We start from the raw sequence: 13992 nt of genomic DNA, 5'->3' as shown, positions 1-13992 counted from the left end.
CTTTATAAAGTGTAGATAAATTTTTGAGGCCTAGTTTTTAATTTATAGAATGTCATAAATACAATAATATCTTTTAAGAAGAGTTATTCATTGGAAAGTATTGTATGTGGTCGGAAGATGAGATATATAGCACTGCCGCTAGAATAGATGAAATCCTGTCTTTAAAGATAGATCAACTTCATTTGAATGCGGAAAAACCGAATGCCACCATTATTGGAAAGGGAAACAAAATAAGAACCCTGTATCTTCTACCAAAAGCAGTTGCACATTTAAAGAAATACCTAAAAGAATTTCATGGTGATGCTCCAAATCCTGAAGCTCATGTTTTTTATTCAAGAAATATCGGGATATATGGAAAAATGAGTCAGACTGCAGTAAATAAGCAACTGAAAAAACATGCCCTAGCCGCACATTATGTATGCGACGAAGTACCTCTAGATCTTCATGCTCATCAGCTTCGACATGCGAAGGCCTCCCATTGGTTGGAAGACGGCATGAATATTGTACAAATTTCATTACTATTAGGACATGAACAGTTACAGACAACAATGGTGTATATTGACATTACCATAGAGCAGGAATTAAAAGCCCTTGCAACACTTGAAGATGAGAACGAGAAAAAAGTATCTAAAAAATGGAAAAGCGGAAAAGGTGGATTGGCAGAATTCTGTGGTGTTAAGTCAATGAAAAAGTAAAGAAAAAAATCCAAACCTTTTTTCATAAAGATGCTTAAATATTAGGCATCTTTGAAAAAGGTTTGGATTTTATTTAGGTTTGGATAACGAAGAAAATCCAAACGTTTGGATTTTCTTCGGCATACATATGCAACTAGGTTGTTTGAGTTAGGAGAAGAAGCAAAAACAGTACAGGAACTATTAGGTCATGCCAATATCTCTATTACTCTAGACACCTACACGCATGTATTGGCTAGTATGAAGAAAAAAGCTACACAAAAATTAAATGAATTGTATATATCTATGGGGGTAAAATAGCCCTCATTTTTTTATGTATAATTCCTATAGGGGGCAAATTGCGGGGCAAAACTCTATTTTAAGGCAAAGCTAAAGCCTTACAAACTTAGTGTTTGTAAGGCTTTAGTGGTGCGTCGGACAGGAGTCGAACCTGCGACCAACTGGTTCGTAGCCAGCTACTCTATCCATCTGAGCTACCAACGCATAAACATCATTGTTATTCTAGCATATTATACCTTAAGAGTAAAGGGTAATTTATAAACTATCACTAATAAATTCATCTAAATTCCTCTCTAAGAATTCCCATAATAATTATATCCCTATAACTCCCATAGGAAAAGCAGCTCTTTCTCTTCTTTCCTTCTTCTATAAAACCACATTTCTTATAACACTGAATTGCTCTTAAATTAAAATCTAGTACCTCGAGTTCCACTCTATGTGCAGCCATATCCATAAATAAATATTTTAACAAAACCTTTATAGAATCTTGTCCATATCCTCTATTCCAAAAATTTTGTCCTAAGACTATACCTAATACATATACATTCTTGCATCCGCTAATTTCTTTATATGTTATATATCCTACAACTACTCCTTTTTCATTAACTATACTAATATATTTTTTGTCAATATTAACAAATTTATTAAAGTTGTTTAATATATCTTCTTTAGAAGGTGGTAATACAAAACTACCGTCAAGTTTTCTAACCTCCTCATCACACCAAATATCATAAAATATATTTATATCTCTTCTCTCAACACTTCTAAGTAATACTTTATTTCCTTTTAGCATAAATTCTCCTTATTTATTGGTTTATAATTATTTTAATACCATAATTATACCTTTTTTTTATCCTTAATTCAATAAATTATGGATTTATTATGAAATTAAATAAACTAGGTATTTAATTCGAACAATAAAAAAACATCTAACAATTGTTAGATGTTTTGGCGGAGAAAGAGGGATTTGAACCCTCGCACCGGTTACCCAGTCTACACCCTTAGCAGGGGCGCCTCTTTAGCCACTTGAGTATTTCTCCATAGCTAATTTTTATGTGTTTATAAAAAAAATGGAGGAGGAAGTGGGGTTCGAACCCACGGTACGCTCACACGTACGCCAGTTTTCAAGACTGGTGCCTTAAACCAACTCGACCATTCCTCCATATCCTAACGACAAGTTTTATTATATCAGCATAAATATAGCATGTCAATGTATTTGTTGAATTTTATTGTTTTTGTTGCTTTTGTTGCTTTTATAATAATAAAACATCTAACAATTGTTAGATGTTCTGGCGGAGAAAGAGGGATTTGAACCCTCGCACCGGTTACCCAGTCTACACCCTTAGCAGGGGCGCCTCTTTAGCCACTTGAGTATTTCTCCATAGCTAATTTTTATGTGTTTATAAAAAAAATGGAGGAGGAAGTGGGGTTCGAACCCACGGTACGCTCACACGTACGCCAGTTTTCAAGACTGGTGCCTTAAACCAACTCGACCATTCCTCCATATGCAACAACAAGGTTTATTATATCAGCATAAATATCACCTGTCAACACATTTATATGTTTGTTGTATAATGTAATATATAACTAGTGTTTGTATAATAAATAAACAACCTACTAGTAAATATAAAGTTGTTTATTTATATTTACTAGTAGGTAAATGTATTATCTTAACCCTTTATTTCGAAATTGTAGTTTTACCACCCATATACTTCACTAAAACCTCTGGAATAGTTATTGATCCATCTTGATTTTGATAGTTTTCAAGTACTGCTGCGAGTGCCCTACCTACTGCTACTCCTGATCCATTTAGTGTATGAATATACTTAGGCTTATCTTTTTTATCATCTCTATACCTAATATTTGCACGCCTTGCTTGGTAGTCCTCAAAATTACTACAACTTGATATTTCAACATACTTATTATAACTTGGCATCCAAACTTCAATGTCATATTTAAATGTTGCTGTAAATCCTAAATCACCTTTACATATCTTAACTATTCTATAAGGAAGGTTAAGTCCTTGTAAAACAGATTCTGCATCTACAAGTAATTTTTCAAGTTCTGCGTAAGAATCCTCAGGTTTTGTGAATTTAAGAAGTTCTACTTTATTAAATTGATGCTGCCTTATAAGTCCTCTAGTATCACGACCTGCTGAACCTGCTTCTTGTCTAAAACAAGCACTATAAGCAACATGTTTTATAGGCAAATCTTGACCATTTAATATTTCATCTCTATATATATTTGTAACAGGTACCTCCGCTGTAGGTATTAAAAAATAGTCTGTATTAGCAACTTTAAACGCATCTTCTTCAAACTTAGGTAATTGACCCGTTCCTATCATACTTTGCCTATTAACCATATATGGAGGCAATATTTCTGTATATCCATTTGTATCCACATGGAGATCTAAGAAATAAGTTATTAATGCTCTTTCAAGTCTTGCTCCTAAGCCCTTATATACTGTAAATCTTGAACCAGTAATCTTTCCGCCTCTTTCAAAATCTAAAATGTCGTTATCTATTCCTAAATCCCAATGAGCTTTCGTTTCAAATTTGAAGTCTTTTGGCTGTCCCCATTTTTTTATTTCAACATTATCTTCCTCTGTATCACCTTCTGGTACATTGACGCTCGGTATATTCGGAATTCTTAACATAATAAATTTGATTTTTTCATCCACCTCAGATAATTCAAGATCGAAATTTTTAATCTCATCTGAAAGTTTTTTCATTTCCACCATAATTTCTTCAACATTTTCTCCACTTTTTTTAAGCTTTGGTATAAGGGCTGATTCAGTGTTTCTTCTGTTTTTTAATTCTTCAACCTCCATTAATATATCTCTTCTTCTTTTATCAAGTACTACAACCTCATCAATTATAGCTAAATCAAAATTTTCACCTCTATTTGCCATTAATTTTTTTATTTCCTCTGGATTATTTCTTATTCTTTTTAAATCTAACATAACTATTCCTCCTTAAATATATTATTATTTGGTTTGTATTTTGAAGTCTAATTTAGATGATCTAGTGATTTTTGAGTATAAAAAAAGAGTCTTCATCCCTATGAAAAAGGGACGAAAGACTCCGCGTTGCCACCCTACTTGATTAAATATAAATATTTAATCCTCTTTAACAAATATAACGGTTATACCGTACTGCTTTTACAGTCCCTCGGAGGTGGATTCACAAAACTAAAGGTATCAGTTTTCACCAAGCACTGACTCTCTTAACCTTTATATTTTGTTACTAACCTCATCATAGGTTTTATACATTATTCAGTTATATTCTTATGTTATTATTTAAATAATAACATCGTTTATTTTAACAATAATTTTACATCTTACCTTTTATAAAGTCAATGTGTATTTATAAAAGCTTCCTTTAATAGTCAAACTTATTATAAAATCATTTTCATTACTTATTTATTTCTATGTTCCTTGTACAAATAATATCAACTCCTGTATTAAGTATATTCTTACACACCACATCTCCTATTTTTAGAGGTGGACCCACATGTATTCTACTTAATGCTTTTGAGCATTCAATCCATAAATTCTTATTAATAAGCTTACTACTTTTAACCGGAACTACGTTATATAGATTAGAGCCTTTTATCCTAACCAAAGTTGTCAATATATCTTCCTTTTCATTAGAATCAAACTCTCTTTCGTCCATCAAATAAACTCATCTCCTACATACTATCAAATTCTTTTATCCTACACCGTACAATATTAGAATCTTTTGAATCCTTAACTATTTCCGTCATTTGTTTATTAGTTTCTCTTGCTAAAATAGAAACAATTTTATTTAAACAATGTGATCCTTGACAATTTCCAAAAGCAGCACCTGTCCTTCGTTTAACTCCTTCTACAGTTCTTGCACCTAAAGGCCTCCTTATAGCATCCACTATTTCACCTTCAGTAACTTTTTCACAGGCACATATTATTTTACCATATTTTTTATCTATCACAATAATTTTTTTTCTTTCCTCATCAGATAATTCCCTGAATTTATAACTTTCGCGCCTTTTATCATTAAAATCTTTTTTCATTTTACATTGCATCTTACTCACTACACTCTCACATACAATACTCGCTATAGCCGGTGTCATAGTTACTTGCCCATAGTGTTTTCCTTTAATTTGAATAATTCCATCATCTATACCACTATCGTCGATCACTATAGGTTCTTCAAAAAAAGGCCAATCCAAAAACATCTTAACATCCAGGTTATCTACACCACTTGCTATCTTTGATACCCTATCTATTGCTTCATCGTAACTAACGTTATCTTTTGTGCTAATAGCAGCTACAGTATCTCCCTCCATGGTTGGAAGTGTATAAATTCGCTCACCTTTAGAGTTAAACATAAATAATGCATGCGAAAATCTTTGTTTATCATTGTTATCTAACAGTATATATTTTAATATTGATTCATAGTTGTTTACATCTAGCTTTTTTTCATTTACTATACTATAATTTTCTGAAGAAGTAGTGTTTATTACCATTTTGCATGTTAGTTTATTTTTATTAGTAATAACTTTGAATCCTTTCGATATTTCTTGAATATCCATTACTTCTTCCTCTAATTTGAATTTTACACCATTATCAAAAGCTACCTCTCCATAAGCTAATGCTAAGTCAAAAGGGCATATCACACCCGTGTTTTTAGAATATAGTCCTTTTTTTATATGAACATTTAAATTCGGTTCCATTTCATATATGTATTTAGGTCCTAAAAGTAATACATCTTTATTTCCCCTATCAATTGCCCTTTTATATGTTTTATCAATCATTGCAGCTTGTTCATCCGTCTGAGCAATTATTAAAGATCCACACCTTTTAAAAGGAACATTAAATTTAGCGCTTATAGTATCCATCATTTTATTTCCCATACGTTCAAGCCTTGCCGTTAAAGTATTTTCACTTTCAACACCATCATATACCATAGCTGTGTTAATTAATGCTACATCATCAGCTATATCATAATCTTTTTCAATAACAGCTATATTAAGATTATATTTTGATATTTCATAAGCCACGGCACAGCCTATAATACCTCCACCTAAAATAAGTACATCATAATCCATCGTAATCCTCCACTGTAAAACAAAACTCTTTTATTATTATATTGTTTTAAAAAAATTATTACCAATATATTTTCAAAAAACTTAATTCCTTATGCTATAATCAAAAAACAGTTGTTTTAAACTCTCTTTATTTATAGGCTTATTTAAAATAAAATCAACATTATTCATTTTTTGCCCTTCAAAAGAACCAACCCATCCAGTCATTAGACAAAAATAAGACCCTTTATTTATTTCCTTAACCTTTTGCGCAACTTGCAATCCATTAATACTCGGCATAGTAAAATCACATACAATTATATCATATTTTCTCCTTAATAACTCTGAATCTATTACTTCACATCCACAGGTTTTTACTTTACATTTTGAAATTGACTTTATCATATTAGCAACAACAGTTCTTATTTGCTCCTGATCGTCAATAACAAGTACATTTCCCTGGAAATCAATTGTATTATTTGATACCTTAACTTCACTCATAATTTTATTTTCACATATAGGTAATTTAACAATAAAAGACGTCCCTATATTTTCCTCACTTTCAATTTTTATACTACCCTTATGTGAAATTATTATATTGTAAGAAATGCTTAATCCAAGCCCAGAACCATTGTTACCTTTAGTTGTGAAAAAGGGCTCGAATATTTTTTTTTGAATTTTTTGGTTCATTCCAGTTCCATTATCTCTTATTTCTATAATAACTTTGCTGGCTTTATTTTTTGTAATGACCTGTATTTTTCCACCACTAGGCATTGCATCTACAGCATTTGCTATAATGTTTATAAATACCTCTCTGATTTCTGTCACATTCCCTTGTACCCATTGATTTGATTTTAATGATTTTATTATATTTATCTTTATACCTTTAAAGACACTTTCTGTTAACCACTTACTTTTAGTTAAATCTATGGCATCTGTTATTGCACTATCTATATTAAATGTCTCAAAATCATCATTATTATATCTTTTAGTTAACCTTTTAACTCTCTTTGTAATATTCATTCCATCATAGGCACAAATTTCAATAACACTAAGTGTTTTTAAAATTTCTTTTTCCTGAATTGTATCTTTTAAAAGTTGGACAGATCCTAAAATTGGTGTAAGTATATTATTTATATCATGAGTAATTCCCGCAGCCATTTCACCCATAGCTCTTAGTTTTTCGTTTTGTATTAGTCTATTTTGCATATCAGAAAATCTTTTTTGCTCCTGAATTAAATAAAAAGCTGTCTTACATATAGATTTCAAATGATCTATATTGTTTTTAGATAACTCTTTGTTATTTTCATATCTTCCTATCCATATTACACCCCTGGATATATCATAATATTCTACTGCTATAGCCATATAGCTTACTATACCTATTAATTTAAATTTTTCTATTAATTTCGGATCATTTATTTCACTTAAATTTAATAATATTTCAACATTTCCATTTAACGCATTTTCATTGTATTTGTTTATGTACTGAATTATTTCTGCGTCATTTATCAAGTAGAACTTGTGCTTCTTAGTTATTCCATAATAGCTATCCATAGATATTATATTCTCTTGTTCTTTAAGCGAACTATGCAGAATACAAAAATCCACATCACATACATCCCTTATTTTACTCATAATAATTCTTTTAAATTCGATTTCATCTGTACTTTTAGGTATGTTAGAAAAAACATCATTGAATAAAACTAAATTTTTACTTTGATACTTTAGTTGTGAATTAGATTGAAGCATCCATATTGCCTTTTCTATTTCATCTTTATTTCTAAATTCCATTTCTTTATTTCTATCTATAATAATTAATATTTCAAATAGATTACTAAATCTATATAATCTATTGAAATTGTAAGTGCTATTGTCAATATAAACCATATTGCAAACATTATATTTTGAACACTGTATTATTTTTTCAACGCATTTAATTATAGTTTCAAATTTGCCAACCCTTTTTATTACATTCTTAAAATCCCATATTATTTTTAAATCCTGTTTCACAACAGAAATAATATCAATTATATCTTTAAATTCCTTAGACTCATACTCAAAATCAGAAATATCATATGCCTTTATTTTAAAATTACCTGTATTTATATTATGCCTTATGAAATCTTCATCGCTAATAAAATTCTTCTCAATGTCTTTATAAAAGATATCATCTGTAAAAAATATAATTTTTTCTCCATTAATAAGAGCATCAGAAATATACTTTTTTATTATTTGTGGTAAATTATTTATATTTAAAACATCTGTACCTATACATAATGAATTTTTACCATTTCTATACAAATTACTTTTTATATATTTCATAATATACCCCTCATATCGCCCATGCTATCATACTCTCTTATATATAAACTTATTCGACATTTTATTTTATATTCCTTTGTTTTATACAATTTTTATCACATTCTATACATTGTAATATAATGTAAATTTAATTATACCACAAAACTTAGAACATATAACTATATATATTCTAAGTTGCTATTTTATACTAGTATTGTCTGATATAAATTAACTAAAAAACTCTTATCCTTTAATATATAACTCCGTTATCCTAAATAGATATACATATATTTTACTTAGTTATTCTGTCTAAAGTATCACCTAAATCTTTTATAAACAAACCGTATTCAACCCATTCTCCATTTTTTTGTGCTTCTATTGCCTTGTTGTATAAATCTTTAGCAATTTTTATATTTTCTAATACCTTTGCATCTATATTTAAACTAGCTTCTGTTTCTGATGTATTAGTTTTAACCGAGTAGTCAAATATCTGCTCTAATGCCGACTGTATATTATTAGCTAAAATTATTTTGTCACCATAAGACACCACTACTTTTTTCATCTCTGGTATGCTTTTTTCTCCTTTAGCTCTCAAATACATAGGTTCTACATAAAGCAGTGAATTTTTAATTGGTATAATAGTAGTCTCTCCAAATTGAACTTCTGAACCTTGTGTATTCCAAAGTGATAATTCTTTTGATATTATTGTATCCTGATTCATTTTTTGTTTAAATAATACTGGACTATATATTGTTTGCTTTGGTGGAAATCTATATAAAACCATTTTTCCATAATTATCTCCATCCATCCTTGCTCCAAGCAGTGCCACCATATTATCTCTCAAATTAGTGTTAAAGTATTCAAGTAAAACCATTTCTTCTTCACTTTCCTGTGGCAATTTCATTATTGAGTAAGATGCTTCATTTGCCTCTGTTTTACCCTCAACTTTCACTTGATTCGTTGCTATAGACCATACATCATCCCCATTATAAAATACTCCTGGATCTGTTATATGGTATCTAGCAATTGCATTAGATTGTATACTATATATGTCTTCTGGATATCTTAAGTGTTCTTTTATGCCAGTAGGAATTGACTCCGAGTTTTTAAATAGCTTTGGAAATATCTTAGAATAGCTGTTTGCTATAGGATCATTTTTATCAACTATATAAAATTCAGGAGTTCCTTCTACTGCATCAATAACAACTTTAATTGAGTTTCTAATATAATTCATACCATTTTGTGACTGTGAAAATGGATATTTATTGGATGTTGTATATGCATCTATAATCCAATATAATTTTCCTTCATTTATTACAATGTATGGATCACTATCATAGGTTAAAAATGGGGCAATTTTATTTACTCTTTCAACTATATTTCTATTGATTAATATCTTACTATTAGAAGTTATGTCATTGGATAATAAAAACTTAATACTTTTTTTATTTATTGCAAATAGAATTCTATTTCCAAGGCTCATCTTTATGCCAGCATTTCCTTCGTAGTTATTTATCTGGTTTTCTCCACCCTTAGGGTAGTCTAACTCTCCAATCTTTGTATTAACTATGCTATAATCATTGGTCTTTTCACCAAAATATATCCTAGGATTATCTAATTTTATACCGGTCTTATTCTCTAGTGGAATATTATTAATTATAAAATCTGGTTGACCTTCAACCGTTACAGAATTAACCTTACTCATAACCACTCCATATCCATGAGTATAAACCAAATGCCTATTTTGCCAAGTATTAGAGTTATCTTTTAATGAGTCTAAATCAATCTCCCTTGCTGCAATAAACACTTGAGTGTACTTTCCATTGATATTATATCTGTCAATATCAATATCATTAAATCCATAATAAAATCTCATATATTGAAATTGATTATAAAATTCCAGCGCCGGCTTAAAAGAGTTAATTTTTATATTATCAATTGTGTCTTTATTTAAATTTAAGTCCTCTTTCGTTAAATTATTATTTATTTCAAAAGACACTCCTTTTATATCATCTATATTAAAAGCTTTCCTTGTGCTATCTATATTATACTTAATATAGGGCTTTTCTAACGTTTTTTCATTTGATTGAACTTTAAATTTTTGAACTGCAGTTGATGCTACATTTTCTCCTATAATAAGTGAAATTATAACAATAACTGATAAAATTATGGGTTTTGCTCTATACGTCAAAATGCTTATAAACGTAACTATAGATACAACAAAAGATGCTACTGCTATTATTTGATAAAATCTTAAGGTTACATGTACATCTGTATAACCCGCTCCAAATACTATCCCTCTCGGAGAATACACTAGTTCCCAGGCTTTTATTAAATAATCTAAAGCTACTAGCAATAATACTATTGAAGAAACAACTGCAAGCTGTTTTCCTGCAAATTTAGTTATTCCACTCTTAAAATTTATAAATTTAGAAATCCTATGTTCTTTTTTTGAATATAGTACATGGTCTTTTGCAGTCAAAACAAAATAGACTATCACTGTAATAACCACTAAAAACACTACAAATGTTATGAATGTTGAATATAATGATTCAATTAATGGAAGTTTAAATATAAAAAATGAAATATCCTTTTTAAATAGTGGGTCTACAGAATTAAAACTTGTAGCATTTGAAAACTGAAGTATTGAGTACCAATATTTCAATGAAAAGCTTATTGATATTATAATAGAAATTATAATATTTACTAAGATACAAATACTATGTTCTAGCTTTTCCTTTTTCTTATTCACTTCACCAACTTTTTTCCATCTTAAAATGCTACTTTTAAAAGTCTTATAATATGTCCATATTGAAATATAACTCACTATAAATAAGGGACACATTAGCTTTAAGATTGATGTTAATTTAGTTAAATATACCGATAGATATCCCACATCTTGAAACCACTGTATATTTATAAGTACATTAACTATATTTCCTAAAAAGGCTATAATTATCAGTATTATTCCCAATATGAGGGCTATTGTCTTACTTTTCATAAATCACCTCTTATCTAATTTTAATAATTTACCTAAATTTGAATATTTAGTTTCTATTGCACCAACTGGACATAATTCCTGACAGCAAAAACATCTTATACACTCATTCATATTCCATTTAGGATTTAATATGTCTCCTTTTTTTACCATTTTAATTACTCTTGGCTTTTCTGGACATATCTCTGCACATCTTCCACATCCTATACATTTATCTTTAATAAGAGTTGGATTTGGAGCTATCATTCCTCTTAAAAAATTAGTTACTCCGGGATTTATAAAATAGAAGCTACCTCCTTTTCTGCATAACTTAAAATTCTTAGCTTTCATAGATTCTAGTTCTTCACCTAGTATGTTTATATCTCTTGGAAGCACTGCTCCCCATTTGTTATCATATGCTTCTTTTAAAACTGGTGTATCTAATGGATTATCATAACCTATAAGCCTCACCGCAACAGAATCCACGGCCGTCAGACTTTTACCCATAATTATAGTATTCATTTTATATGGATCTCCACTTTTAGGTCCATTACCCTCCATTGCAATTATACCGTCTAAAATAGCAAAATTAGTTCCTACAGCCGTATTCAAATCTAGTAGCATTTTGCAAAAATTATTTGCATCAGGCATTCTCGTATGCCAAGTTACCTTTTGCGACCCAGGTATACACCCAAACTGATTTTTTACAGCACCTGTATAATATGCCATAGCATGTGTTTTAAGTTTTGGTAGTGATATAATAACATCAGCCTCATAAGCAGCTTTAGCTATATCCCAAGATTTACATAAGATAGAGTTATCTAATTTAACATGCACTGACTCTTTAAAATCTTCAAACTTAACTCCATATTTATCAGCAACTTCCATAAGACCAGACTTCTCTGCTGCTTTTCTTGAATCTCCAAATCCAGGAGAATCCCCAAAACTAATATTATTAGAATATTCCATAACAATTCTAATCACTGCTTCAAAAACAGCATAATGAGTTACCACTAGTGATTCTTTACTTTCAACACTTAGCATATTTGGTTTTAAAAGCACACTGCTATCCTTTGGTATTAATTTTTTCAAGAATTCATCTCCACCTAGTAGTTCAAAACCCTCTCTTAACTTTTTTTCTATTAAATCAACGTCATATTCCATACATTTTATAAGTGCAACATTTTCCATAATATCTACTCCTTAAGTTTAATTAAAATAATATAATCTAAAAATAAATTAATCAAAAATTAAATAATTTTTATCTTTTAATTCTTTTATAATACACTCCATAATTTCCTCATTATCTGCTTTTATTGTATGTAAATGAACACCATTGGTTAAAGACGATAATGGTTGCGCATTTAATTCTTTGAATTTTTTTGTAAATTTTTCTATATCCACAATAGTTTTTATCATAAGCATGGCTGTTATTTCACCGTATAGTGAATGTTCTACGGTTACATCCTCTACTACCCCACCGAATTTAATAATGCACTCAAGCTCATCGTATATACCTTCCCTGCTATGTGAAACTGCTATTACTCTCCTTACATAATTACTTTCTTCATTTGGTATTAAATAGCCTTCTGGAGTTGCAATTATTTTTACTCCCCCTGCCCTTATAATTGCAATATCTTTTACTATAACTTGCCTTGTAACTCCTAATTCTTCTGCTAAGAACTGACCTTTATATGTATTGCTATTTTTAATTAGTAAATTTGTAATGTATGCTTTTCTTTCCTTTGAATTCATTTTTTCCTCCTATTTTATGTATTTAATTATATTCTATCACTTTTTTTATGTTATTAATAATTAAAATAAAAACATTTATTTTTGCTAATATAATACTTGTTAACAAACTAAATGATGGCAATAAAAAAAAGAAACTATACACTAGCTTCTTAATTTCTATTATCACATTCTTTTAATAAATTTAATTCATTTAATAAATCTAATTCTACAACTTCTGTTATATTATTGTTGTGATGATTTTTAACTAAAAATAAAAATCTATCATTATAACCCTGTTTTCTTAATAAATTATATCCTATATCACCATGATTATAATACATATCAACATTTTTACTCTTCCTATATGATCTAATCTTTCCTTTTGTTATTTTATGCATTATAACCATTATAGATTTATCTATTGGATTCATGCTATTATATATTTTGCCTATATCATGTAACAGTGCAACTTTTATCAAATCCTTTGATTGTAACTTCCTTTGACTACAAGTTAATTTTACATCCCTAGCTACATTTATACAGTGTTTTTGCTCATAAATAGGTAATTGATTGAATAATTGCAATTCATAAGTTTCTAAATACATTTTGAGAAAATCTATATCTTCACCATTAATTTTAGAAACCATGGACCAGTAAAATTGCTTTACTCTATATAGTGACATCGTAAAGCTCCTTTCATGTTTAAATTATATAGCATTACATTAACATTATAATACTTTTCATCTACTGAATCTATAAAAAACAAGTTATAAAATAATTTTTATCAAAATAAAAAAACAGTCCATATTAGACTGTTTTTTTTGGTGGAGACAACAGGAATCGAACCTGCGACCCCCTGCGTGCAAGGCAGGTGCTCTCCCAACTGAGCTATATCCCCTTATATGGTGGACCTTCAGGGACTCGAACCCCGGACCGACCGGT

Annotated in this window: 9 protein-coding genes, 6 tRNA genes, 2 pseudogenes and 1 other annotated feature; of the genes and pseudogenes, 2 read left to right on the top strand and 15 right to left on the bottom strand. The window is 29.5% G+C overall.

The features are described from left to right. Window positions 1-104 precede the first annotated feature (104 nt). On the top strand, window positions 105-695 hold the full coding sequence (locus ACREVU_RS08285) for a tyrosine-type recombinase/integrase (protein ID WP_431551134.1): 591 nt from the start codon (window positions 105-107) through the stop codon (window positions 693-695). 114 nt (window positions 696-809) lie between these two features. Further along, window positions 810-992: pseudogene (locus tag ACREVU_RS08280) on the top strand (tyrosine-type recombinase/integrase); the annotation flags it as partial. A 106-nt stretch (window positions 993-1098) separates the two neighbouring features. On the opposite strand, the gene ACREVU_RS08275 reads toward ACREVU_RS08280, so the two are convergent. The 15 genes and pseudogenes from ACREVU_RS08275 to ACREVU_RS08205 form a co-directional block, all read right to left on the bottom strand. Continuing rightward, window positions 1099-1175 (bottom strand) — tRNA-Arg (locus ACREVU_RS08275). 73 nt (window positions 1176-1248) lie between these two features. Continuing rightward, the gene (locus ACREVU_RS08270) at window positions 1249-1764 is read right to left on the bottom strand and encodes a GNAT family N-acetyltransferase (protein WP_431551132.1); all 516 of its coding nucleotides are present in this window, start codon (window positions 1762-1764) and stop codon (window positions 1249-1251) included. 156 nt (window positions 1765-1920) lie between these two features. Continuing rightward, window positions 1921-2011 (bottom strand) — tRNA-Ser (locus tag ACREVU_RS08265). A gap of 31 nt (window positions 2012-2042) precedes the next feature. Then, a tRNA-Ser gene (locus tag ACREVU_RS08260) sits at window positions 2043-2133 on the bottom strand. 128 nt (window positions 2134-2261) lie between these two features. Next, window positions 2262-2352 (bottom strand) — tRNA-Ser (locus ACREVU_RS08255). 31 nt (window positions 2353-2383) lie between these two features. Then, a tRNA-Ser gene (locus ACREVU_RS08250) sits at window positions 2384-2474 on the bottom strand. Window positions 2475-2649: 175 nt separating this feature from the next. Further along, window positions 2650-3933, bottom strand: coding sequence for a serine--tRNA ligase (gene serS, locus ACREVU_RS08245; RefSeq protein WP_431551131.1), 1284 nt, complete (start codon window positions 3931-3933; stop codon window positions 2650-2652). 104 nt (window positions 3934-4037) lie between these two features. Continuing rightward, window positions 4038-4238: a binding site (T-box leader), on the bottom strand. Between the two features lie 146 nt (window positions 4239-4384). After that, window positions 4385-4621, bottom strand: a pseudogene (locus ACREVU_RS08240) (DUF1667 domain-containing protein); the annotation flags it as partial. A 40-nt stretch (window positions 4622-4661) separates the two neighbouring features. Beyond that, on the bottom strand, window positions 4662-6059 hold the full coding sequence (locus ACREVU_RS08235) for an NAD(P)/FAD-dependent oxidoreductase (RefSeq protein WP_431551130.1): 1398 nt from the start codon (window positions 6057-6059) through the stop codon (window positions 4662-4664). An 81-nt stretch (window positions 6060-6140) separates the two neighbouring features. Further along, window positions 6141-8360 carry an ATP-binding protein gene (locus ACREVU_RS08230; RefSeq protein ID WP_431551129.1) on the bottom strand — a complete coding sequence of 740 codons (2220 nt, stop codon included), beginning with the start codon at window positions 8358-8360 and terminating at the stop codon, window positions 6141-6143. A gap of 271 nt (window positions 8361-8631) precedes the next feature. Further along, complete coding sequence (locus ACREVU_RS08225; protein ID WP_431551128.1) at window positions 8632-11340, bottom strand: UPF0182 family protein; 2709 nt, start codon at window positions 11338-11340, stop codon at window positions 8632-8634. A gap of 3 nt (window positions 11341-11343) precedes the next feature. After that, entirely contained in the window at window positions 11344-12507 is a 1164-nt protein-coding gene (locus tag ACREVU_RS08220) for a DUF362 domain-containing protein (protein WP_431551127.1), read from the bottom strand. A gap of 48 nt (window positions 12508-12555) precedes the next feature. Beyond that, window positions 12556-13071, bottom strand: coding sequence for a transcription repressor NadR (locus ACREVU_RS08215; RefSeq protein WP_431551126.1), 516 nt, complete (start codon window positions 13069-13071; stop codon window positions 12556-12558). Window positions 13072-13220: 149 nt separating this feature from the next. After that, on the bottom strand, window positions 13221-13733 hold the full coding sequence (locus ACREVU_RS08210; protein WP_431551125.1) for an HDIG domain-containing metalloprotein: 513 nt from the start codon (window positions 13731-13733) through the stop codon (window positions 13221-13223). 139 nt (window positions 13734-13872) lie between these two features. Then, window positions 13873-13948, bottom strand: a tRNA-Ala gene (locus ACREVU_RS08205). Between the last annotated feature and the right edge of the window lie 44 nt (window positions 13949-13992).

It is taken from the genome of Clostridium sp. (assembly GCF_050717535.1).
Lineage (GTDB): Bacteria > Bacillota > Clostridia > Clostridiales > Clostridiaceae > Clostridium_AD.
This window is presented reverse-complemented; position numbering and strand designations above follow the sequence as displayed.

Excerpts from the sequence above, each read along its gene's own strand:
- ACREVU_RS08285 (WP_431551134.1), top strand. The coding sequence starts at position 105 with ATGTGGTCGGAAGATGAGATATATAGCACTGCCGCTAGAATAGATGAA.
- ACREVU_RS08270 (WP_431551132.1), bottom strand. The coding sequence starts at position 1,764 with ATGCTAAAAGGAAATAAAGTATTACTTAGAAGTGTTGAGAGAAGAGAT.
- serS (WP_431551131.1), bottom strand. The coding sequence starts at position 3,933 with ATGTTAGATTTAAAAAGAATAAGAAATAATCCAGAGGAAATAAAAAAA.
- ACREVU_RS08235 (WP_431551130.1), bottom strand. The coding sequence starts at position 6,059 with ATGGATTATGATGTACTTATTTTAGGTGGAGGTATTATAGGCTGTGCC.
- ACREVU_RS08230 (WP_431551129.1), bottom strand. The coding sequence starts at position 8,360 with ATGAAATATATAAAAAGTAATTTGTATAGAAATGGTAAAAATTCATTA.
- ACREVU_RS08225 (WP_431551128.1), bottom strand. The coding sequence starts at position 11,340 with ATGAAAAGTAAGACAATAGCCCTCATATTGGGAATAATACTGATAATT.
- ACREVU_RS08220 (WP_431551127.1), bottom strand. The coding sequence starts at position 12,507 with ATGGAAAATGTTGCACTTATAAAATGTATGGAATATGACGTTGATTTA.
- ACREVU_RS08215 (WP_431551126.1), bottom strand. The coding sequence starts at position 13,071 with ATGAATTCAAAGGAAAGAAAAGCATACATTACAAATTTACTAATTAAA.
- ACREVU_RS08210 (WP_431551125.1), bottom strand. The coding sequence starts at position 13,733 with ATGTCACTATATAGAGTAAAGCAATTTTACTGGTCCATGGTTTCTAAA.